General features: G+C 60.8%; 20 protein-coding genes. 15 read left to right on the forward strand and 5 right to left on the reverse strand.

Going from position 1 to position 20,676, the window contains the following annotated elements; genetic code table 11:
- Nucleotides 1-28: 28 nt before the first annotated feature.
- The 6 genes from E4Z66_RS17575 to E4Z66_RS17600 all read left to right on the forward strand — a co-directional run bounded on the left by E4Z66_RS17575 (nucleotide 29) and on the right by E4Z66_RS17600 (nucleotide 7,278).
- Nucleotides 29-1,600, forward strand: coding sequence for an ABC transporter substrate-binding protein (locus E4Z66_RS17575; RefSeq protein WP_136464363.1), 1,572 nt, complete (start codon nucleotides 29-31; stop codon nucleotides 1,598-1,600).
- 86 nt (nucleotides 1,601-1,686) lie between these two features.
- Entirely contained in the window at nucleotides 1,687-2,634 is a 948-nt protein-coding gene (locus E4Z66_RS17580; RefSeq protein WP_136464364.1) for an ABC transporter permease, read from the forward strand.
- An 11-nt stretch (nucleotides 2,635-2,645) separates the two neighbouring features.
- The gene (locus E4Z66_RS17585; RefSeq protein WP_211097186.1) at nucleotides 2,646-3,551 is read left to right on the forward strand and encodes an ABC transporter permease; all 906 of its coding nucleotides are present in this window, start codon (nucleotides 2,646-2,648) and stop codon (nucleotides 3,549-3,551) included.
- Between the two features lie 2 nt (nucleotides 3,552-3,553).
- Nucleotides 3,554-4,594: an ABC transporter ATP-binding protein gene (locus E4Z66_RS17590; RefSeq protein ID WP_136464365.1), complete on the forward strand. Its 1,041-nt coding sequence runs from the start codon at nucleotides 3,554-3,556 to the stop codon at nucleotides 4,592-4,594.
- Nucleotides 4,591-5,604, forward strand: a complete 1,014-nt coding sequence (locus tag E4Z66_RS17595) for an ABC transporter ATP-binding protein (protein ID WP_136464366.1) — start codon at nucleotides 4,591-4,593, stop codon at nucleotides 5,602-5,604. The genes E4Z66_RS17590 and E4Z66_RS17595 overlap by 4 nt, the downstream gene beginning before the upstream one ends.
- A 9-nt stretch (nucleotides 5,605-5,613) precedes the next feature.
- On the forward strand, nucleotides 5,614-7,278 hold the full coding sequence (locus tag E4Z66_RS17600; protein ID WP_246036070.1) for an amidase: 1,665 nt from the start codon (nucleotides 5,614-5,616) through the stop codon (nucleotides 7,276-7,278).
- A 25-nt stretch (nucleotides 7,279-7,303) separates the two neighbouring features.
- Here E4Z66_RS17600 and uxaC read toward each other — a convergent pair whose 3' ends face one another.
- A complete protein-coding gene (uxaC, locus tag E4Z66_RS17605; protein WP_136464367.1) occupies nucleotides 7,304-8,710 on the reverse strand; it encodes a glucuronate isomerase in 1,407 nt (468 codons plus the stop codon).
- A gap of 166 nt (nucleotides 8,711-8,876) precedes the next feature.
- Between uxaC and uxuA the strand changes: the two genes are divergently transcribed.
- From uxuA to E4Z66_RS17620, 3 genes are all read left to right on the forward strand, one after another.
- On the forward strand, nucleotides 8,877-10,094 hold the full coding sequence (gene uxuA, locus E4Z66_RS17610; protein ID WP_136464368.1) for a mannonate dehydratase: 1,218 nt from the start codon (nucleotides 8,877-8,879) through the stop codon (nucleotides 10,092-10,094).
- On the forward strand, nucleotides 10,091-11,566 hold the full coding sequence (locus E4Z66_RS17615) for a mannitol dehydrogenase family protein (protein ID WP_136464369.1): 1,476 nt from the start codon (nucleotides 10,091-10,093) through the stop codon (nucleotides 11,564-11,566). The genes uxuA and E4Z66_RS17615 overlap by 4 nt, the downstream gene beginning before the upstream one ends.
- Before the next feature lie 71 nt (nucleotides 11,567-11,637).
- Nucleotides 11,638-11,823, forward strand: coding sequence for a hypothetical protein (locus tag E4Z66_RS17620; protein ID WP_136464370.1), 186 nt, complete (start codon nucleotides 11,638-11,640; stop codon nucleotides 11,821-11,823).
- On the opposite strand, the gene nqrM is transcribed toward E4Z66_RS17620, so the two are convergent.
- Together nqrM and E4Z66_RS17630 are read right to left on the reverse strand one after the other, a co-directional pair.
- Nucleotides 11,820-12,065 carry a (Na+)-NQR maturation NqrM gene (gene nqrM, locus E4Z66_RS17625; RefSeq protein WP_136464371.1) on the reverse strand — a complete coding sequence of 82 codons (246 nt, stop codon included), beginning with the start codon at nucleotides 12,063-12,065 and terminating at the stop codon, nucleotides 11,820-11,822. The two genes, E4Z66_RS17620 and nqrM, sit on opposite strands and share 4 nt — an antisense overlap.
- 23 nt (nucleotides 12,066-12,088) lie before the next feature.
- Entirely contained in the window at nucleotides 12,089-13,081 is a 993-nt protein-coding gene (locus E4Z66_RS17630; RefSeq protein WP_342773464.1) for an FAD:protein FMN transferase, read from the reverse strand.
- Between the two features lie 205 nt (nucleotides 13,082-13,286).
- Between E4Z66_RS17630 and E4Z66_RS17635 the strand changes: the two genes are divergently transcribed.
- Genes E4Z66_RS17635 through nqrF form a run of 6 tightly spaced genes read left to right on the forward strand, consistent with a single transcriptional unit; the run spans nucleotide 13,287 to nucleotide 19,138 of the window.
- Nucleotides 13,287-14,630 carry a Na(+)-translocating NADH-quinone reductase subunit A gene (locus E4Z66_RS17635; protein WP_136464373.1) on the forward strand — a complete coding sequence of 448 codons (1,344 nt, stop codon included), beginning with the start codon at nucleotides 13,287-13,289 and terminating at the stop codon, nucleotides 14,628-14,630.
- 3 nt (nucleotides 14,631-14,633) lie between these two features.
- Nucleotides 14,634-15,833, forward strand: a complete 1,200-nt coding sequence (locus E4Z66_RS17640) for an NADH:ubiquinone reductase (Na(+)-transporting) subunit B (protein WP_136464374.1) — start codon at nucleotides 14,634-14,636, stop codon at nucleotides 15,831-15,833.
- A complete protein-coding gene (locus E4Z66_RS17645) occupies nucleotides 15,826-16,641 on the forward strand; it encodes a Na(+)-translocating NADH-quinone reductase subunit C (protein ID WP_136464375.1) in 816 nt (271 codons plus the stop codon). Before E4Z66_RS17640 ends, E4Z66_RS17645 begins: the two co-directional genes overlap by 8 nt.
- Nucleotides 16,641-17,294, forward strand: coding sequence for an NADH:ubiquinone reductase (Na(+)-transporting) subunit D (locus E4Z66_RS17650; RefSeq protein WP_136464376.1), 654 nt, complete (start codon nucleotides 16,641-16,643; stop codon nucleotides 17,292-17,294). The genes E4Z66_RS17645 and E4Z66_RS17650 overlap by 1 nt, the downstream gene beginning before the upstream one ends.
- Nucleotides 17,294-17,902 (forward strand): NADH:ubiquinone reductase (Na(+)-transporting) subunit E, encoded by a 609-nt coding sequence (gene nqrE, locus E4Z66_RS17655; RefSeq protein ID WP_136464377.1) that lies wholly within the window; start codon nucleotides 17,294-17,296, stop codon nucleotides 17,900-17,902. Before E4Z66_RS17650 ends, nqrE begins: the two co-directional genes overlap by 1 nt.
- 12 nt (nucleotides 17,903-17,914) lie before the next feature.
- Nucleotides 17,915-19,138: an NADH:ubiquinone reductase (Na(+)-transporting) subunit F gene (gene nqrF / locus E4Z66_RS17660; protein WP_136464378.1), complete on the forward strand. Its 1,224-nt coding sequence runs from the start codon at nucleotides 17,915-17,917 to the stop codon at nucleotides 19,136-19,138.
- Nucleotides 19,139-19,165: 27 nt separating this feature from the next.
- Here the strand turns inward: nqrF and E4Z66_RS17665 are convergent, their stop codons facing one another.
- Together E4Z66_RS17665 and E4Z66_RS17670 are read right to left on the reverse strand one after the other, a co-directional pair.
- Nucleotides 19,166-19,588: a hypothetical protein gene (locus E4Z66_RS17665; RefSeq protein ID WP_136464379.1), complete on the reverse strand. Its 423-nt coding sequence runs from the start codon at nucleotides 19,586-19,588 to the stop codon at nucleotides 19,166-19,168.
- On the reverse strand, nucleotides 19,588-20,676 hold the full coding sequence (locus E4Z66_RS17670; RefSeq protein ID WP_136464380.1) for an EscU/YscU/HrcU family type III secretion system export apparatus switch protein: 1,089 nt from the start codon (nucleotides 20,674-20,676) through the stop codon (nucleotides 19,588-19,590). The genes E4Z66_RS17665 and E4Z66_RS17670 overlap by 1 nt, the downstream gene beginning before the upstream one ends.

A 20,676-nucleotide genomic window follows, 5' to 3' on the forward strand; every position in this document is an offset into this window, starting at 1 on the left:
CTCATGTTCGCAGAGGGGCTAAATCAAAGTGAAATTCCGCAAATCTACCATGGGATCGCTGCTTGCATCCGCGATGGCAATCGGGCTGGCGCATTCCGCATACGCCAGTGATGATGACACGATCGTCGTTGGCTTGCAGGCCGAACCCGTCACATTCGATCCAACGCAAATCAGTGACCTGAATACGTCCCGTGTTGCGCGCAGGCTGTACGAGGGACTCGTCGGCCTGAAATACGGGACATACGATCTTGAGCCGCGATTGGCTGAAAGTTGGGAAATTTCCGAAGACGAGTTGGAGTATACATTCAAACTGCGTCCCGGCGTGAAATTTCACGATGGCACCGATTTCAATGCGGAGGCCGTGAAATACAGTTTCGAACGCCAGATCGACGAAAATCACCCGGCGCATGGGTCGCTCACCTACCGTGGCGCGCCGTCATATCTGGGGCCGATCGACAAGATCGAGGTGATCGATGATCTGACGGTCAAGATTACGCTCAAAAATCCCAGCGGCCCGTTCCTTGCGCGGACCGTGGGGATGACGATGCGAATCATCAGCCCGACGGCCCTGAAGAAATACGGCGATGACGTGGGGCAGTATCCTTCGGGAACAGGCCCGTACATGCTGGAAGAATGGGAGCCGGGCATTCGCACGACTTTGGCCGTCAATCCTGATTATTGGGGGGCCACACCCGAGATCGAGAACCTGATCTATATCCCCATTGTGGAACCTGCCGCGCGCCTCAGCGCGTTGACCACGGGCGAGATTGATTTGACCGTCGATGTCCCCTTCGACAGCCTCGAATCCATCAAGGAAAACCCGGATGTCGAACTGCAATTGGGCGACAGTGCCCATGTCTGGTTCGTCGCGCTGAACACGCAATTGTCGGATCCGCCATTCGACAACGTTCTGGTCAGACAGGCGATGAACTATGCGGTGGATAAAGAAGGGATCGTGAAGGACATCCTTCAGGGCACCGCATCCGTATCGTCCGGTCCGCTTTCTGCGGCTTATGGGGCGCTACAGAACACGGATGTGAAGAAATACCCCTATGACCCGGAAAAAGCGCGGGCCTTGCTGGCCGAAGCGGGCCATGCGGATGGGTTTGGCAATTGCGAGTTCATGGTCCCTGAAAGCGGGTCCGGGATGCAGGCACCCATCGAAATGGGCACGCTGATCCAGGCCAATCTGGCAGCGGTCGGAATCAATTGCAGCATCCAGACGATGGAGTGGGGCGCGTATCTCAAGGCGTATCGGGAACATCCGCAAATGGCGCAGATGTCCTGGAACCCGCCAATTGGCGACCCCGATATCGTGCTGAACAACCTGTTGAACTCGTCCAACTTCCCGCCGGGCTGGAACGCGGGGTCGTACAAGAACGAGCGGGTCGATGAACTGGTGTCTGGCGCGCAAAAGATCAGTGACCCGGATGCGCGGCGCGAGATGTATCTCGAAGCGCAGACATTGATCGCGGAAGATGCGCCCTGGATCTTCGTGAATCACGGCTCGCAGATCGTCGCGCATACCGCCAAGCTGAAGAACTTCCTCGTGTCGCCGGATTTCGATCTGATCGTCGAATACGCGACCTTCGAGGAGTAATCGGCGAGGCCGATCGTTTGATCAGCGACAGATTGGGCGGCCGCGCGCCGCCCGTCTTCCCCTTCCCGAAATATTAAGGACATCTGATGCGGAACTATCTGCTGAAAAGGTTGGCACAGACGATACCGGTGCTGTTTGGTATTTCGGTGCTGGTCTTTTCCATGCTGCATTTGGCCCCGGGCGATCCGGCCGATCTGCTGCTTGGGCCTGACGCAACGCCAGAGGCCGTGGCCGAACTGCGCAGCGATATGGGGTTGGATCGGCCCTTGGTTGTGCAATACGGCGCGTGGGCCGGACGTATCTTGCAGGGGGATTTTGGCCGCTCTGTCGTGTTGAACCGCGCGGTGCTGCCCGAAATTCTCAAGCGGTTCAAGAATACCGCCATCCTGACGGCGGGCGCGCTGGTATTCGCGGTCATCTTCGGGATCGGGATAGGTATCCTTGCCGCCGTTTTTCATCAGACCGCTTTCGATTCCACGGCCATGTTGGTCGCGCTTGCGGGTTTGAGTATGCCGACCTTCTTCACGGGGATCGCGGGCATTCTGATCTTTGCGATGGGGATGCAGGTGCTGCCATCCTCCGGCATGTACCCGGCGCGCGGCGGCGATTTTTTTGACCTGTTGCGGCACCTTGTGATGCCGGCAATTACCCTGGGGGCCGTGTCCGCCGCGATCCTCGCGCGCATGACACGCTCTGCCATGCTGGAAGTGATCCAGCAGGATTTCATCCGAACCGCCCGTGCGAAGGGCGTCAGCGAACGCGGTGTCGTCTGGGTCCATGCCTTGCGCAATGCGGCCATCACCATCGTGACCGTTCTGGGGATGCAGATCGGCTACCTCCTGGGCGGTTCCGTGATCACAGAGGCGGTCTTCTCCTGGCCCGGATTGGGGCAAATGATGGTGCGTGCCATTCAGGCGCGGGACTATCCGACGGTGCAGGGCGGGGTGCTTTTGATCGCGATGAGCTTTGTGTTCATCAACCTCGCTGTCGATCTGATCTATGCGTGGATCGATCCCCGCATCCGCTATTCGTGAGGGGGCCCGTAATGCGTGATACAATGACGGATACGCCGATGGACGATGCTATCGCGACGCCAGAGGTGATCGAACCGCTCGCCCGCCAGTCGCTGCTTGCCCGGCTTAGCAAGAACCGCCTGTCACTGGTCGGGGGCGCCTTGGTGCTTATTGCGGTGTTCATGGCGATCAGCGCACCGTTCCTGCCTTTGCAAGACCCGGATGCTGTCGATACCTCGCAACGGCTTGCGCCCATCGGGTCGCCGGGGCGGTGGCTTGGGGCCGATGAGTTGGGGCGCGATATCCTGTCCCGGCTGTTCTGGGGCGCACGGATCACTTTGACCGTTTCGCTTGCGGCGACACTGATCGCGATGGTGGTCGGGACGGTGCTGGGGCTGGTCAGCGGCTATTTCCTTGGCTGGACGGATACGGTCATTTCGCGCGGTATCGACGTTTTGATGGCCTTTCCCTACTTCCTGCTGGCCTTGACGGTAATCGCGATTTTGGGGCCGGGCCTGCTGAACGGGATGTTGGCCATCGCCTTGGTGAACGTGCCGTTCTTTGCGCGCATCATTCGCGGGTCGACCTTGTCGCTGCGCGAGTCCGATTTCGTCTTGGCGGCGAAGGGGATGGGGGCCGGGCATCTTCGGGTCCTGTTCCGCCATATCCTTGTAAATTCGCTATCCACGCTGGTCGTCGCGACGACAATCAATCTTGGCTTCATGATCACTGCCGCGGCGGCGCTGTCCTTCCTTGGCCTTGGGGTGCAGCCGCCGACATCTGATTGGGGAACGATGCTGGCCAGTGGGCGGCAGTATCTTTCCGCCGCGCCGCATACCTCTTACCTGCCGGGTCTGGCGATCTTCCTGACGGTATTGGGGTTCAACCTGTTGGGCGACGGGCTGCGCGATGCGCTCGACCCGCGCATGAGGGAATGACCATGACAGTTCTTGCCACACCACAACCAACCATCTCCGCGTCCGAAACGGGCACTGAAACCGTCCCGCTTCTAGAGGTGGAAAACCTCAGCACTGAATTTGCCACGCACGCGGGAACCTTGCGCGCGGTCGACGGGGTGTCGATGTCGATGACGGCGGGTGAGGTGCTGGGCATTGTCGGCGAAAGCGGTTCTGGAAAGTCGGTGACAGCCTTGTCGATCCTGGGGCTGATCCGTGCGCCGGGGCGTGTGTCCGGCGGATCGATCCGGTTTCAGAACCACGGCGAGTTGCTGACGAAATCCGCAAGCGAAATGCGCAAGATTCGCGGTGACATGATCTCCATGATCTTTCAGGAGCCGATGACCTCTCTCAACCCGGTGTTCCGGGTCGGTTGGCAAATCGCGGAGGCGCTGAGACTGCATCGCAACATGTCCAAGGCCGAGGCGACAGAACGCGCCGCCGAATTGCTGGAAAGGGTCGGGATCGCTTCGCCCCGGAAACGTGTGAGCGAGTTTCCGCACCAGCTTTCCGGGGGTATGCGGCAGCGCGTGATGATCGCGATGGCCATGGCCTGTGCGCCGAAACTGCTGCTGGCGGATGAACCAACGACAGCGCTGGATGTGACGGTGCAGGCGCAAATCCTCGATCTGATGGTGCAGCTCAAGGAAGAAGATGGCGCGGCGGTCATGTTGATTACCCATGATCTGGGCGTCATTGCGGAAATGGCGCAGAAAGTGGCGGTGATGTATGCGGGTGTCGTCATGGAAGAGGCAGACGTCGGCGAACTTTTCGACGAACCACTGCATCCCTATACCCAAGGCCTGCTGAACAGCATCCCGCGCGGTCATTCGCGCGGCAGCGCGCTGAAAGCGATTCCCGGGATCGTACCGAACCTGCTTCATCTGCCGACCGGGTGCCGGTTCCGCGACCGCTGCCCTGCGGCCCATGCGCCCTGTGGCAAGGCCGAACCTCCCCTGCAACGCATGCCCGACAGCGCCCGGAAGGTGCGCTGCTGGCTGCATCACCCGGAGCCGCCCAAATGACCCAGACACAGACAGCAAAACCGATCCTTCAGGTCCGGGATCTGAAGCGGTATTTCGACGTCAGCGATGGCCTTCTTTCCGGCAAGTCGGGCAAGCTGCGCGCCGTGGATGGCATTACCTTTGACATCCGTGCCGGTGAAACGCTGGGCCTGGTGGGTGAAAGCGGCTGCGGGAAATCAACGCTTGGCCGTGTGCTGGCCCGCCTGATGCCCGCCACGTCCGGGGAAGTTCTATTTAAGGACACCGATATCCTTCATCTGGATCGCCGCCGCCTGCTGGCCTTGCGGGCCGATATTCAAAGCGTTTTTCAGGATCCCTCAGCCTCGTTGAACCCGCGTATGACCGCCTTTTCGCTGATCGAAGAGCCGCTGGTCATCCAAAAGGTCGGAAACAGCCGCACCCGGCGTGCCAAGGTCATGGATCTGCTGCAAACCGTGGGGCTGCGCGCGGAATTCGCCGACAGGTATCCGCATGAATTTTCGGGCGGCCAGCGCCAGCGCATCGGCATTGCGCGTGCTTTGGCGTTGGATCCCAAGCTTTTGATCCTGGATGAGCCCGTATCGGCCCTGGATGTCTCTATTCAGGCGCAGATCATCAACCTGCTGGCCGAATTGCAGGATCGTCTGGACCTGACCTATCTGTTCATCAGCCACGATCTCAGCGTCATTCAGCACGCGGCGGACCGGATCGCGGTGATGTATATGGGGCAGATCGTCGAACTGGCCGAGAACGAAGAATTCTACGCCAACCCGCAACACCCGTATTCGATGGCGCTGCTGTCGGCTTTGCCGCTGCCCGATCCCCATGCCGCCCGCAATCGCATCTTGTTGCAGGGCGACCTGCCGGACCCGGCCAATCTGCCCGAAGGGTGCCGGTTTCAAAGCCGCTGCGCACATGTGACGGACAAGTGTCGCATGGCACCTGAACCGCAGTTGGAAGAAACCTCCAGCGGGCATTTCGTGCGCTGCTGGAACCTAGAGAAAATCCACGGGCCCAAGCGGCCCCAGTAAATCGTCAGGATGGACACCATCGCACAGGACATCACAGCAGAAGACATCGCCAGCGCCGAGCTTTTGATGGGGGTCGATTATACCCCGGAAGAGCGGGCGTTGATGGTGGACACATTCGAAGGGCAGATCGCTGCGGCGCTGCAACTGCGCGCGGTTCATTTCGACAATGCCGAGCCGATGGCCTGTCGTTTCGATCCGCGATTGCCGGGTTTCGTCATGCCGGATGCCAAGGACGATCTGCGATGGTCGGACGCGAAGGTTGACCCGTTGCCGGACAACGACGAAGATATCGCTTTTGCAGAGGTCACGCGGCTTTCCGGCTGGATCGCGCAAGGGGCTTTGACCAGCCGGCGGCTATGCGAAATCTATCTTGAGCGGATCGAACGGCTTGGCCCGCAGCTTGAATGTATGGCGACGGTGACCGCGGAACTTGCCTTGGCCCAGGCAGATGCGGCAGACCGGCTGATCGCGGAAGGGCAGTATCTGGGGCCGCTGCACGGGATACCTTATGTCGTCAAGGATTTGTTCGACACAGCGGGGATCACCACCGGATGGGGGGCAGAGCCGTTTCAGGACCGGGTGCCGGATCGCGATGCAACCGTTGTTGTCCGGCTGCGGGACGCTGGCGCGGTCTTGCTGGGCAAAGCCGCTGTTGGTGCGCTTGCCTATAACGACATTTGGTACGGGGGGCGGTCGCGCAACCCGTGGAACCTGAATGAAGGCTCCAGCGGCTCCAGCGCCGGTTCGGCATCGGCCACCGCGGCGGGGTTGTGCGGATTTTCCATCGGGACGGAAACGCTTGGCTCGATCACCTCCCCCAGCCAAAGATGCGGCACGACGGGGCTGCGGCCAACCTATGGCCGGGTGCCTCGGACGGGGGCGATGGCGCTGTGCTGGTCGATGGACAAGATCGGACCGATCTGCCGGTCGGTCGAGGATACCGGGCTGGTTCTGGCCGCGATCAACGGCGCATCGTCAGAGGATCCTTCATCCATCGGTGCCGGTTTGCACTGCGACATGTCCAAGGGGATCGACGGGCTGCGGGTCGGTTTTCTGCCCGAAGCATTCGGCGCGGGGGCTACATCGGTGGATCATGCGGCCTTGGACGCCGTGCGTGGTTTGGGTGCCGAAGTCATCGAACTGTCCTTGCCCGATCTGCCCTATAATGCGCTGATGAATGTACTTTATGCCGAAGGCGCTGCCGCGTTTCAGGATCTGACTCTCGACGGGCGGGACGATCTGCTGACATGGCAGGACGCTGCCGCGTGGCCGAATGTGTTTCGCCGGGCGCGGTTCCTGTCAGCGGTCGATCATGTGCAGCTTGACCGCCTGCGCTGGAAAGTAATGCACGCGGTCGATGCGCTGTTCGCTCAGGTCGACATTCTGATCGGGCCGTTCAATACAGGTCCCATGCTGGTGGCAAGCAATTTCACCGGGCATCCGTGCCTGCACATGCGCGCCGGCTTCTTCGAGACCACAACCCGTGCGCCCGGTGGTTTCGGTGGTGGACGTGTTCAGATTCCGACCGCTTGCGCGGATGGGAAAGCGTTCCGCGTGCCGCAGGGTATTTCCCTATGGGGCAAGCTGTTTGACGAAGGCAGTTTGCTGCGCCTGGGCGCTGCGCTGGAAGCCGCGTTGGCCTGCCATTCTGAGCGGCCTTCTTTCCCTTCCTGATCGCCGGCCGCTGCCCGTCCAGCCGTCAGGCGTTGTCCATCTTGTAGGCGTGGCGCGCAGCGTCCGTAGACAGGTGGCGGGCGATGTCCTGTGCCTGTGCTTGGCCCAGCGTTTTGCGTTCCACCATATCGGCCAGAAAGCTCGCGACCCCGCGACGCCAGACGTCGTGCCGCACCGGGATCGACAGCAAGGCGCGTGTGTCGTCGTTGAAGCCAGCAAGGTTGTAGAAACCTGCGCTTTCCACAACGGCATCAAGATAGCGCGCAATCCCCCGTGGGCTGTCATGGAACCACCACGGCGGCCCCAAAAGAAGTGCGGGCCAATACCCCGCCATCGGGGCGAGCTCGCGCGCATAGGCGGTTTCGTCGAGACAGAAGAAAATCAGTTGAAAGCCCGGCGCAGTGCCAAACCGTGTCAGCAACGGCGCAAGGTCCTGCACCGGAGAGACCGGGACCGGAATATCCGCCCCCCGATCCGGGCCGCGTTCCCGCATCAGCGTGGGGTCGGTGTTGCGGCGCACACCGGCATGGATTTGCATGACCATGCCGTCCTCGACGCTCAGCGCGGCCATTTCGGTCAGCATTTGGGCGCGGAACAACCGGGCATCTTCCGGCGTAGCGTTCTGTGACAAAACGCGGTCAAGCAGCGGCTGTTTGTCTGGCTCTGCCAGATCGGCGGTATGGGCGGTGGGCACGCCGTGATCGGTCGCCGTCGCCCCAAAGCGCCGGAAGGTGGCGCGGCGGCGTCTGTGGGCTTCGATCATGCCTGACCATTGCCGTGTGTCACAATCGGTCAGTGCGCCAAGCCGCGCGAGGTTCTCCGCGAAGTCAGGCCGGTCCGGGTCGCAAACGTCGTCGGGCCGATAGGTCGTCCGCACGCGCTGCGTCAGCCCCAACTTTTCGAGTTCGGCCTGAGGCTCCAACGGGTCCAAGGCGAACTCGGTGGTCGCAATAACCTCGATCCCGGCCCGGTCCAGAACCGAGCGGGGCCGCAGATCGTCGCTTTTCAACCGCTCGCCGATCTGATCGAAAATCCGATCTGCTGTGTGTTCGTTCAGGGGCTCTTCAATCCCGAACCCCCAGTTCAGGGCGTGATCTATCCACAACCGGGAGGGCGTCCCAAGGAACAGGTCGTAATGCGCGGCGAAATGCTTCCACGCTGCGCGCGGGGCCGCCACGGGTGCACCATCGCGGCGCGGTACGCCCAGATCGTCGTAGTCGAGCCCCCGTGATCGCAACATGCGCAGAACGTAGTGATCCGGCGTCAGAAACAGCGAGGCGGCATCCTCGAAACGCGGGTTCTGCGCGAACCAGCTTGGGTCGGTATGGCCATGGGGGGACACGATGGGCAAATCGGCGATCGCCTCATAAAGCTCACGTGCAATCCGCCGCGTCGTCGGATCGGCCGGGAACAATCGGTCTGGATGCAGCATGAAGTCCTCCACTCTTCGTTGCGGCATGGGGGGCGCGCGCCATGGCTCGCTGGCCCCGCGCCTATCCCCCCTTGCTTGTCGTGTGAGATACCAGCGCGCCCGCTGACATACTAGTCAGCAATGGGTCGGTCTGCTATCCCGTCTGGACGGCGAGAGGGAGGCTTGCATGAAACAGACGTGGCGGTGGTTCGGGCCGCAAGACACGGTGAGTGTGGCCGATATGCTGCAAGCCGGGGTACAGGGCGTCGTTTCGGCGCTGCATCACGTGCCGACGGGCGCGGTCTGGACCCCCGATGACATCCGCGCGCGCCAGCAAGAGATTGCCCACCTGCCCGGCGGCGAACCTTCTGGCCTTGGGTGGGACGTGGTCGAAAGCCTGCCCGTGTCCGAAGATATCAAGCGCCAGACGGGGGAATGGCGCGCCCATATCGCGGCCTACAAGACCAGCCTTGAACATATCGCCGCGGCCGGTATCGAGGTGATCTGCTATAACTTCATGCCGGTGCTTGACTGGACGCGCACCGATCTGGCGGCGCTGCGCCCCGATGGCGCGACCTGCATGCGTTTCGACAACGTGGATTTCGCCGCTTTCGATCTGTTCATTTTGAAACGTGAGGATGCGCCGCATGGCCTGCCCAAGGCAGAGATCGACGCCGCACGCGCCCGGTTCGACCAGATGAGTGATCCGCAGCGAAGCGCACTGGCGCGCAACATTGTATGCGGTCTGCCCGGTGCGGCGGAATCGTTCTCTCTGGACCAGTTGCGCGACCAGTTGGCGCTCTATCGCGATATTGATGCGGATCGCCTGCGCGCGAATTTCATCGATTTCCTGACCGAGGTTATCCCGGTTGCCGAACGTCTGGGCCTGCGCATGTGCTGCCATCCCGATGACCCGCCTTTCGATCTGCTTGGACTGCCGCGCATCATGTCGACAGAGGCCGATTACCAGCGCATTCTGGACGCGGTGGACAGTGTGGCCAATGGCGTCACGCTTTGTACCGGCTCGCTTGGGGTCCGGGCAGATAACGACTTGCCGGGCATGATGGCGCGGATGGGGGACCGGGTGCATTTCCTGCACCTTCGCAACACGACGCGCGAATCAAATACCCCGCGCGGTGCCTTCCATGAAGCGCGTCATCTGGAAGGGGACACGGATATGGTGGCGGTCATCGCCGCCGTGCTACGCGAAGAGGCGCTGCGCCGTGCCGCCGGCCGTGCCGATGCGATCATTCCGATGCGGCCCGATCATGGGCAGGACATTTTGGACGATCACGCGCGCCGCGCGCAGCCCGGATATCCGGCGATTGGGCGGCTCAAGGGGCTGGCAGAGCTTCGCGGGATCGAGACGGCTTTGAAGCATCCCAGCGTGGGGGGGGGAGCGTGACCTCCGCGCCGCGACTGTCCAGCCTGGCGGGGATCAACGAGGGTGTGACTCTTCCGGGATACGATCCTTCGGCACATGGGGCGGGGATCGTTCATCTTGGCATGGGGGCGTTCCACCGAGCGCATCAGGCGGTCTATACCGACGCGGCCTTGGCATCGGGCGGTGGCTACTGGCGCATTATCGGGGTCAGCTTGCGCAGCCGAACGGCGGTGGACCAGGTTGCACCGCAAAACGGCCTGTTCACCGTGCTGGAACGGAGCAGCGCCGGGACATCCGCCCGCATCATCGGTTCTATCGCGGACGTTGTCGGGGGGGAGGGAGCCGCGGCGCAGGCTTTGTCGCAAATGACGCGGCCTCAGACCCGAATCGTGACGATGACGGTGACTGAAAAGGCCTATGGCATCGACCGGGAAACCGGCGGTGCGGAAGTGTCTCACCCTGCCGTTGCGGGCGATCTTGCGCATCCGGATGCACCGAAAGGTGTCTTGGGACTGCTGGTCGCCGCGTTGCGCGTGCGGCGAGAGCAAGGAACGCCGCCTTTTACGGTCTTGTGCTGCGATAACCTGCCGGAGAACGGCGCATTGCTGCGGGGCGGCGTGATCGACTTTGCCCGCCGCATTGATGGCCCTCTCGCGGATTGGATCGCTGAAACAGTGCCGTTCCCGTCTTGCATGGTGGACCGCATCACGCCTGCGGCCACGGAAAGTACGCTGAAAGATGCAATCCGCGCCACGGGATTTGCAGATCGCGCCGCGATCGAGACGGAACCTTTCACCCAGTGGGTCATCGAAGATCGGTTCGCGGATGGGCGGCCAGACTGGGAAGCCGGCGGGGCGGTCTTCGTCGACGATGTCCGGCCCTATGAGTTGATGAAGCTGCGTATGCTCAACGGCGCGCATAGCATGTTGGCCTATGCCGGGCATCTTGCCGGTCATGTCCATGTGCGCGACGTGATGACCGACCCGGATCTGAGCCTGCTTGTGGAACGGCAGATGTGTGCCGCGCAAGCCACCTTGCCGGTGGTGGAGGCGGTGGATCTGGATATGTATCGTGCCGATCTGCTGGACCGGTTTCGCAATACCGCCATCGCCCACGCGACCGTGCAAATCGCGATGGATGGAACGCAAAAGTTGCCGCAACGGATATTCGCCCCGGCATTGGACGCCATGCGCGCGGGGCAAGACCTTGGCCCCTATGCCTTCGCGACCGCCGCTTGGATGTGCTTTGTCGTGCGGCACAAAAACAGCGCGGAGGCGGTGCTGCGCGATCCAATGGCGGATGTGCTGCGCGACAGCCTGTCCTCTGCACAATCCGCGCCGGAGATCGTCGCCGCCCTATCCGCCATCAAAGGCGTCGTGCCGCAGGGCCTGAGCCAAGATAAAGGCTGGCGGAACGCGGTGACCGCGCGGCTGGGCAGGATGCTTACCGATGGGATTCGCGCGGCAATCACCGCCGAAATAGAGATCGGCTAAGCCGCGCCGCGATTGCGATGCGCTGGCTGGGCCGCTATGGCGAGGGAAACCAATGGAAGGAGCGCGGCCGCGTGACCGGTGTAACCTTGACCCCAACCCTCGCAACGATCCTGTTCGTGATCGCGTGCCTGTGTGGCTACAAGTATCGACGGGTATGGAAAGCAGAAGGCCCGCGTTGGCAGCTATGGCTTTGGGGCGTGTTGGCGGCGGCCGGATTGCTGATTCTTGGCTTCGTACCGCTTGATCTGACGGGTTAAACCGCGTCTTCGTTCAAGCCGGCGCGTTCCAGCATCTTCTTGGCGCGTGGGCATTGCAGCCGGTCGCGCAGGGGGCTGTCGGGATCGACTTCCTTGTGACAGACCAGACAGTGATCGGCGTCCCCCACCGCGTTCAACCCGCCACAGCTTCCCTGAATGCGCCGTCCCATCAGCATGACGCCCAGGGCCATGCCCAGAACGACGAGCAGAAGAAGCGCGAAGGTGAAGAGGAAGGTTGTCATGACGGCGGGGGCTCCGATCAGTGTCAGGCGGTCAGCTTGGCAAAGCTTGGGCTGGCCGTTGTCTTGAAGGAAAGATGGTCCGCCTCGCTGTCGCGTTCAACAAACAAAACCGCGAGGTTTTGTGCCGCTGCGATTTCCATGCCGCGCTCGCGTCCCAGAATCAGCATCGCGGTCGCCCATGCGTCCGCCAGCATTGCGTTCGGGGCGACAACCGTGGCCGACGCGGTCTTGTGCGTGATCGGGCGGCCTGTTGCCGGGTCGATCACGTGGGAGAATCGCTGTCCATCGACTTCGAAGTAGTTCCGGTAATCACCGGAGGATGCGAGACCAACGCCGGACACGCCGACGACATCCAGAACGCCGCGCGTATGCGCTTCGGGCGTTTCGACGCCGATTCGCCACGGCTGACCTTCTGCGTTGCGGCCCGATGCGTAAAGATCGCCGCCGATCTCGACCATGTAGTCGGTGATTCCCAGCTTTTCGATTGCACGGCCCACGTGGTCCGCACCGAATCCCTTGCCGATTGCGGACAGGTATACCTGCGCATCGTCCTGCGTTTTCTGCAGCTGGCGAGAGCCGACCTTCAACGTGTTGCCATGGCCGGAGCGGGCCTGTGCCTGTTCGATCTGCGCGTCGGCGGGCAGCTCACGCGCACCCGGCGCACCAAAGCCCCACAGCTCGATCAGCGGACCCATGGTTGTATCAAAGCGGCCTTCGCTGGCGATGTGCACGGTCTCTGCGGCGTGCATGACCTCTGCCAGTTCGGGCGAAATTTCCATTGGGGCAGAACCGTTTGCCGCGTTGAAGCGGGAAATCTCGGAGCTGGCATCCCAGTTCGACATCTGGCGGTTCACCTGCGCCAAGGCGGTATCGATGGCGGCTTGAACCTGAGTCTCTTTGATGTCGCTTGGCACGTCGACAGCGACGACATTGTAGGTGGTTCCCATGGTCATGCCCGACAGCTTGAACAGCGACGTGCCCGATTTGCAGGCAGCAAGCGCGAGTGGCATGAGCATGATGGTACGACGGGAAAGCTTGATCTGGTCGGGCACGAATGGACCTCTTGTCTGGGTCGAATGTAGGCGTATTCAGTCTGGCGGCTTTTCCGCGACATTACTGGGCAGTTCAACAAAAAAGTTCATTTTTCGCCCGAAATCCACTTTCGTCCCGCGCCCGGGTGATGCAAAAGCCAGCGAACACTCCGGATAGAGGATATCGACAGTGAAGCGTTTTTCGCTGCGCAAAGGCTTGAATGTGCCGATCCAGGGCGCTCCCAGTTCTCAAATCGAAGAACGTGCACCGGTCCGCACGGTCGCCATTCTTGGCGATGACTATGTCGGGCTGAAGCCACGGTTGCTTGTTGCCGAAGGCGACAAGGTCGTGGCGGGTACACCCATTCTTATAAACAAGGATGTCCCGGAGGCGCAGATCGTCTCTCCGGTGGCGGGCGAAGTTACCGCCATCCACCGCGGGGCACGCCGTAAACTGATCAGCATCGAAATTGCGGTCGACACCAAGGGCGGTGATCCGATCGATTTCTCGCAGGTTGGCGATGCCGCCACGCGCGAAGGGCTGGTCGAACGGCTTTGCGCGGCTGGTCTGTGGACTGCGTTCCGCACGCGGCCCTATTCCAAAGTGCCCGCGCCCGATGCCGTGCCTGCTGCGATCTATGTGAACGCGATGGACACCGAGCCGTTGGCCGCCGACCCGATGGTCGCCATTGGCGAGGATGCCGAAGCCTTCGCAGCGGGTCTTGCAGCGGTGGCGAAACTGTCCGGCGGCACGACATATCTGTGCCACGCAGACGGGGCGAATGTTCCCGGCGCTGATACGGCGGGTGTCGAATCGGCGGCATTTTCCGGGCCGCACCCGGCGGGCCTGTCAGGCACGCATATGCATTTCCTTGAGCCGCCGACCGCCGCAAAAAGCGTTTGGACCATCGGCTATCAGGATGTGATCGTGATCGGCCGCCTTATGATGACGGGCAAGTACGATGCGCGCTGCATCATCGCCCTTGCCGGGCCGGTCTGTGCGAATCCCCGTCTGGTGCGCACGATCGCCGGCGCGTCGATGCTGGAATTGGCCGCCGCTGACATGCCAAAGGATGTGCCGGTGCGTGTGATCTCCGGTTCGGTTCTAAGCGGACGCATGGGCGATGGCCCAAGCGCCTATCTGGGTCGCTACGCGCGCCAGATCACGCTGATCGAAGAGGATCGCAAGCAAATCCCAATGGGCTGGATTCGTCCGATGTTCGCGAAATACGCGGTGCAGCCTGTCCTTGGGTCTGCTCTGTCGAAGCGGGCCTTCCCGCTGACATCGAACCTGAATGGCGGTCGCCGCGCGATGGTGCCGTTGGGCACGTTCGAAAAGCTGATGCCGCAGGACTTCCTGCCGACGCAATTGCTGCGCGCATTGCTGGTTATGGACACGGATCAGGCGCAAGCGCTTGGGGCGCTGGAACTGGACGAGGAAGACCTTGGCCTCGTCGGGTTTGCCTGCCCTGCAAAATATGAATACGGGATCGCACTGCGCGATAACCTGACCAAGATCGAGAAAGAGGGGTGAACCTTGGGTCTGCGTAACTTCTTCGATCGGATCGAGCCGCATTTCGAAAAGGGCGGCAAGTGGGAGCGGTACTTCCCCATCTACGAGATGGTGGAAAGCTTCCTTTATACGCCGAAAACCGTCACGACCGTTGCGCCCCATGCGCGGTCTTACATCGATATGAAGCGGATCATGACCTATGTGGTGATCGCGACGATCCCATGTATCCTGATGGCGCTGTACAACACCGGGTATCAGACCAACCTGGCCCTTGCGGAATATGAGGCAACTGGCTGGCGTGCGGCGATCATTTCGGGGCTGGGCATCGGTTTCAACCCCGCGAACCCGCTGGCGAATATGGCGCATGGTCTGCTGTATTTCCTTCCGGTCTACATCACGACGCTGGTCGCCGGCGGCATTTTCGAGGTGATTTTCGCCACGGTGCGCAAGCACGAGGTGAACGAAGGCTTCCTTGTGTCGTCCATGCTTTATGCGCTGATCGTTCCGGCGACGACGCCGCTTTGGCAGGTTGCGCTGGGCATCATCTTTGGGGTGGTGATCGGCAAGGAAGTCTTTGGCGGTACCGGCAAGAACTTCCTCAACCCGGCGCTGACGGGCCGCGCGTTCCTGTACTTTGCCTATCCGGCGCAGATGTCGGGTGATTCCGTCTGGGTGCCCGTGGACGGGTATACCGGCGCGACGGCCCTGGCGGTTTCTGCCTCTGACGGGTTTCAGGAACTCGCCGCGCGCGGCATGACATGGTGGGACAGCTTCCTTGGCTTTATCCCCGGCTCGCTTGGTGAAACATCGACACTTGCCTGCCTGATCGGCCTCGTCTTCCTGCTGGCCACGAAGATTGCCAACTATCGCATGGTGGTCGGCTGTCTGGCGGGGATGATCGGGTTCTCGCTGCTGCTGAACTGGATCGGGTCCGACAGTAACCCGATGTTCGCGATGCCGTGGTATTGGCACCTTGTCGTGGGTGGCTATGCGTTCGGGCTGGTCTTCATGGTGACAGAGCCTGTTTCGGGCGCGCACACCAATATGGGCCGCTATATCTATGGTGCGCTCATCGGGTTCATGGTGGTGATGATCCGGGTGATCAACCCGGCCTTCCCCGAGGGCATGATGCTCGCCATTCTCTTCGGTAACGTCTTCGCGCCGTTGATCGACCACTTCGTCGTTCAGGCCAACATCAAACGCAGGGCAAAGCGCAATGCCTGACGATCAGAATAAATCCCAACCCAAAGGCGCATTGCGCCGGTTCCTCGCTCTTTCGCCCGACTCGGTGCCAAAGACGATCTTCATCGCGGTCGCGGTCTGCCTTGTTGCATCCATGATCGTGTCGGCTGCCGCCGTGGCGTTGCGCCCGTTGCAGGCGGTCAATGCGCTCAAGGACAAGCAGATCAACATTCTGCAGGTCGCCGGTATCTACGACCCGGACGCCGACGTGATCGAATCCTTCGCGGCGTTTGAACCGCATGTGCTGGAGCTTGAGACAGGCACCTTCGCGGATCAGTTCGATCCGGCTTCGTTTGATGACCGTGCCGCTGCGGATGATCCGTCGCTGTCGGTCGCGCTGGTGAACGACCCGGCGGGCATTGGCCGCAAAGCGGAATATGTCACGGTCTATCTGCTGCGCGACGCAGCGGGTGAGATCGACAAGGTGATCCTGCCGATCCACGGCTACGGGCTTTGGTCCACGCTGTACGGCTTTATCGCGCTGGAAGAGAACGGGAACGAGATTTACGGCCTCCAGTTCTATGAACATGCCGAAACGCCCGGCCTTGGGGCCGAGGTAGACAACCCGCGCTGGAAGGCGCAGTGGAACGGCAAGAAACTAAGGGATGACGACGGCACGCTGCAAATCAGCGTGTCCAAGACCGCGCCTCCCGCGGGCGAGGAATACCATATCGACGCGCTGGCCGGGGCGACCCTGACCTCCGTCGGTGTCGATAACCTTGTCACGTTCTGGATGGGCGAAGCGGGATACGAACCTTTCCTTGAGAACCTCAAAGCGGGGAACATCTGATGGCCCATAAACGCAGAGAAATGTTGATCGATCCGCTCGTCGACAACAACCCGATCACGCTTCAGGTGCTGGGCATCTGTTCGGCGTTGGCGGTGACGTCCTCCTTGCAGGTCGCGTTCGTCATGTCGATCGCGGTGACGCTGGTCACCGGGTTCTCGTCGATGTTCATCTCGATGATCCGCAACCAGATACCGGGGTCGATCCGGATCATCGTGCAGATGGTCGTGATCGCGTCGCTCGTGATTCTTGTCGATCAGCTTCTCAAGGCCTTCGCCTTCGAGATTTCCAAAACGCTGTCGGTCTTTGTTGGTCTGATCATCACGAACTGTATCGTGATGGGCCGGGCAGAAGCCTTCGCGATGAAGAACCCGCCGCTGGACAGCTTTATCGACGGTGTCGGCAACGGGCTTGGCTACGGCCTGATCCTGATGATGGTCGGTGTCATCCGCGAATTGTTCGGCGCTGGCAGCCTGTTCGGCATCACGATCCTTGAGACGGTGAACAACGGTGGCTGGTACGTGCCCAACGGCCTGCTGCTGCTGCCGCCGTCGGCGTTCTTCATCATCGGCCTGATCATCTGGGCGTTCCGCACGTGGAAACCGGCCCAGGTCGAAGAGCGTGAATACAAGATCCAAGCGGTTGAGGCGCACTGATGGAAGAGTTGATTTCCCTCGCGGTCAAGGCGATCTTCGTCGAGAACCTGGCCCTGTCCTTCTTCCTTGGCATGTGTACCTTCATCGCCGTGTCCAAGAAGATTTCCACGGCTATCGGCCTTGGTATTTCGGTCATGGTGGTCCAGTCGATCACCGTGCCGGCGAACAACCTGATCCTGACCTATCTGCTTGCGCCCGGGGCGCTGGCTTGGGCCGGGTTCCCGGATGTGGACCTGACCTTCCTTGGCCTGATCTCCTATATCGGGGTGATCGCCGCGCTGGTGCAGATCCTCGAGATGGTTCTCGATAAGTATTTCCCGCCGCTCTACAACGCGCTGGGCGTGTTCCTGCCGCTGATCACCGTGAACTGCGCGATCCTTGGTGGCTCGCTCTTCATGGTGGAACGGGGCTATGACCTTGCGGAATCCGTGACCTATGGCGTGTCCTCCGGCTTTGGCTGGGCGCTGGCGATCACGGCGATGGCGGGTGTGCGCGAGAAGCTGAAATATTCCGACATCCCGGATGGGCTGCAGGGGCTTGGCATCACCTTCATTACGGCGGGCTTGATGGCGATGGCCTTCATGTCGTTCTCCGGCGTGAAACTGTAAGGGGGCGCGACGATGACAACTTTCGCACTTGGCATCTTGCTGTTCACCCTGATCGTGCTGGCGCTTGTCGGTGTGATCCTTGCGGCGCGCTCGCGTCTGGTGTCGACCGGCAATGTCAACATCACCATCAACGGCGAAAAGACGATCTCTGTTCCGGCGGGGGGCAAGCTGCTGCAGACGCTGGCGGAACAGAAACTGTTCGTGCCGTCGGCCTGTGGCGGTGGCGGAACCTGCGCGCAGTGCCGCGTCCGGATCCACTCTGGCGGCGGATCGATCCTGCCGACCGAAGAAAGCCACATCACCAAGCGTGAAGCAGCCTGTGGCGATCGCCTGTCGTGTCAGGTCGCCGTCAAGCAGGACATGGAAGTCGAAGTCCCCGAAGAGGTGTTCGGCGTCAAGAAATGGGAATGCACCGTCCGTTCCAACGACAACGTGGCGACATTCATCAAGAACCTTGTGCTGGAATTGCCCGAGGGCGAGGACGTGAACTTCCGCGCGGGTGGTTACATCCAGATCGAAGCCCCGGCGCATTCGCTGGATTACAAGGACTTCGACATAGGCAAGGAATACCACGAGGATTGGGACAAGTTTAATTTGTGGCAATACCATTCCGAGGTGTCCGAGCCGATTGAACGCGCCTACTCCATGGCCAACTATCCGGATGAGAAGGGCGTGATCATGCTGAACGTCCGCGTGGCATCACCGCCGCCGGGCACGGAAGGCATACCGCCGGGCCAAATGTCGTCCTACATCTTCAACCTGAAGCCGGGCGACAAGGTGACGATCTCTGGTCCGTTCGGCGAGTTCTTTGCGCGCGAGACCGAAAAAGAGATGATCTTCATCGGTGGCGGTGCGGGTATGGCCCCGATGCGGAGCCACATCTTTGACCAGCTCAAGCGCCTCAAGAACCGCAATCGTAAGATCACCTTCTGGTACGGTGCGCGTTCGAAGAAAGAGATGTTCTTCGTCGAGGATTTCGACCAGCTTGACGAGGAGTTCGAGAACTTCACCTGGCACGTCGCCCTGTCGGACGCGCTGCCGGAGGATGAATGGACGGGGTATACCGGCTTCATTCACAATGTTCTGTACGAAGAATACCTCAAAAACCATCCGGCGCCCGAAGATTGCGAATACTACATGTGTGGTCCGCCAATCATGAACCAATCGGTCATCAACATGCTGCTTGAGCTTGGTGTGGACCGTGACGATATCATGCTGGATGACTTCGGCGGATAACCAATGATCTTTCCGGGCGGCGCACCGTTACTTCGTAAGTGCCGCCCGGACCGCAGCTTGATCCAGAACAGTTTGCAACTGCTGTGATCGGGCCTCTTCCCGCGCTTCCATATCTGACCGATCCGCGAGCGAGGCGACCACGTCCCGCCGGCCGGAATCGATGCGCACCTTGCGCAGGACGGGCGCCTTGCGGGCCATCACTTTGGCTAGGTCGATATTAAGCTCTCCCTGCGTGCGGTCGATCCACGCCTGCCATTGGACCAAAGCGCCAATTGCGCGCATCGGCATCAACGCGGTGTCAGTCGTGTGGCTTTGTCGCCGGTGCTCTTTCAGCGTTTCGATCTGGCCGCGCAGGCGGTTCTCTTCCACCTGAAGATCCATCAGCGCCTTTTGCGATTTCGTGCTTCGGATTTTTTCCAGTTGAAGCAAGGTTCTAAGTTCATCTGACATCAGTAAGGCCGGGTCTGGGCGCGATTGCGCATGGATTCGGAGAAGCGGATCGCGGCGGCAACTGCTTGATACAATTCCCGTGGAATTTCCTGATCAATATCGACCGTGGCATGGAGCGCGCGCGCTGTTGGCGGGTCTTCATGGATTGGAACCGCATGTTCCATCGCACGTTCACGGATTGCGCGCGCGGTTTCGTCGGTTCCTTTCGCAACGCATTTCGGCGCTTCGCCCGGCAACCGCGACCAATGCAGCGCGACTGCGTAATGCGTCGGGTTGGTGATGACCACATCGGCGGTTTCCACATTTTTCAACGTTTGGTTCAAGGCCCGGTCTCGGCCCCGCTGACGCCGTTCCTGCTTGAGATGAGGATCGCCTTCACTGTCCTTCATCTCGTCCATGATTTCCTTGCGGCTCATCATCAGTTTGCGCCGATGGTCGTTGTACTGAAACAGGTAATCGACGGCGCCGATGACAGCCGAAACGACGATGACGATGCTGAGAAACTGGATGAATATATCCGCAAGGTAGGTCATCGACTGTGCCGCTTCGAGGCGCGGCGTCAGCACGATGCGCGGCAGTTCCGCATTGATGAAAATGCCAAGGCAGACACTGAAAATCGTCAGTTTCAGGAAGCTTTTGAAGAACTCGAACAACCCTGTGATGCCGAATTTCTGTTTGGCGATACTGATCGGAGAGATCCGGTTCAGTTTCGGGGCCAGTTTTGACGGGGCAAAGGTGATGCTCCGCTGTGCGACCATGCTCAGCAGTACCGCCGCGGCGGGAATAAGCAGCAACATCGTAAGGAAACCGGTCATGCCCTGCACCATCTGCCCGATAGGCGCTGCCGCACGTCCGTCGAAAAACAGCGGAGCCAGTTGCGCGCCTTGATCGAGAAGGACCATCAACCCGGTGGCATCGTGCATCATGATGCCGGATCCCCCGATCGACAGCGCGAGGAAAAGGCCGATGTAAGACGCCGTCGTGTTCAGGTCCTGAGATTTCGCAACGTCGCCTTTCTTGCGCGCCTCCTGAAGCTTGCGCGCCGTCGGTTCGAATGGCTTGTCTGAATCGTCGTCCTGCCCGGCCAT

Source organism: Aliishimia ponticola (assembly GCF_004803475.1).
In the GTDB taxonomy this organism is placed as follows: domain Bacteria; phylum Pseudomonadota; class Alphaproteobacteria; order Rhodobacterales; family Rhodobacteraceae; genus Aliishimia; species Aliishimia ponticola.

Excerpts from the sequence above, each read along its gene's own strand:
- E4Z66_RS17670 (WP_136464380.1), bottom strand. The coding sequence starts at position 20,676 with ATGGCCGGGCAGGACGACGATTCAGACAAGCCATTCGAACCGACGGCG.
- nqrM (WP_136464371.1), bottom strand. The coding sequence starts at position 12,065 with ATGACAACCTTCCTCTTCACCTTCGCGCTTCTTCTGCTCGTCGTTCTG.
- E4Z66_RS17665 (WP_136464379.1), bottom strand. The coding sequence starts at position 19,588 with ATGTCAGATGAACTTAGAACCTTGCTTCAACTGGAAAAAATCCGAAGC.
- E4Z66_RS17590 (WP_136464365.1), top strand. The coding sequence starts at position 3,554 with ATGACAGTTCTTGCCACACCACAACCAACCATCTCCGCGTCCGAAACG.
- E4Z66_RS17600 (WP_246036070.1), top strand. The coding sequence starts at position 5,614 with ATGGACACCATCGCACAGGACATCACAGCAGAAGACATCGCCAGCGCC.
- E4Z66_RS17645 (WP_136464375.1), top strand. The coding sequence starts at position 15,826 with ATGCCTGACGATCAGAATAAATCCCAACCCAAAGGCGCATTGCGCCGG.
- E4Z66_RS17580 (WP_136464364.1), top strand. The coding sequence starts at position 1,687 with ATGCGGAACTATCTGCTGAAAAGGTTGGCACAGACGATACCGGTGCTG.
- E4Z66_RS17595 (WP_136464366.1), top strand. The coding sequence starts at position 4,591 with ATGACCCAGACACAGACAGCAAAACCGATCCTTCAGGTCCGGGATCTG.
- uxaC (WP_136464367.1), bottom strand. The coding sequence starts at position 8,710 with ATGCTGCATCCAGACCGATTGTTCCCGGCCGATCCGACGACGCGGCGG.
- E4Z66_RS17585 (WP_211097186.1), top strand. The coding sequence starts at position 2,646 with ATGCGTGATACAATGACGGATACGCCGATGGACGATGCTATCGCGACG.
- E4Z66_RS17650 (WP_136464376.1), top strand. The coding sequence starts at position 16,641 with ATGGCCCATAAACGCAGAGAAATGTTGATCGATCCGCTCGTCGACAAC.
- uxuA (WP_136464368.1), top strand. The coding sequence starts at position 8,877 with ATGAAACAGACGTGGCGGTGGTTCGGGCCGCAAGACACGGTGAGTGTG.
- E4Z66_RS17630 (WP_342773464.1), bottom strand. The coding sequence starts at position 13,081 with ATGCTCATGCCACTCGCGCTTGCTGCCTGCAAATCGGGCACGTCGCTG.
- nqrE (WP_136464377.1), top strand. The coding sequence starts at position 17,294 with ATGGAAGAGTTGATTTCCCTCGCGGTCAAGGCGATCTTCGTCGAGAAC.
- nqrF (WP_136464378.1), top strand. The coding sequence starts at position 17,915 with ATGACAACTTTCGCACTTGGCATCTTGCTGTTCACCCTGATCGTGCTG.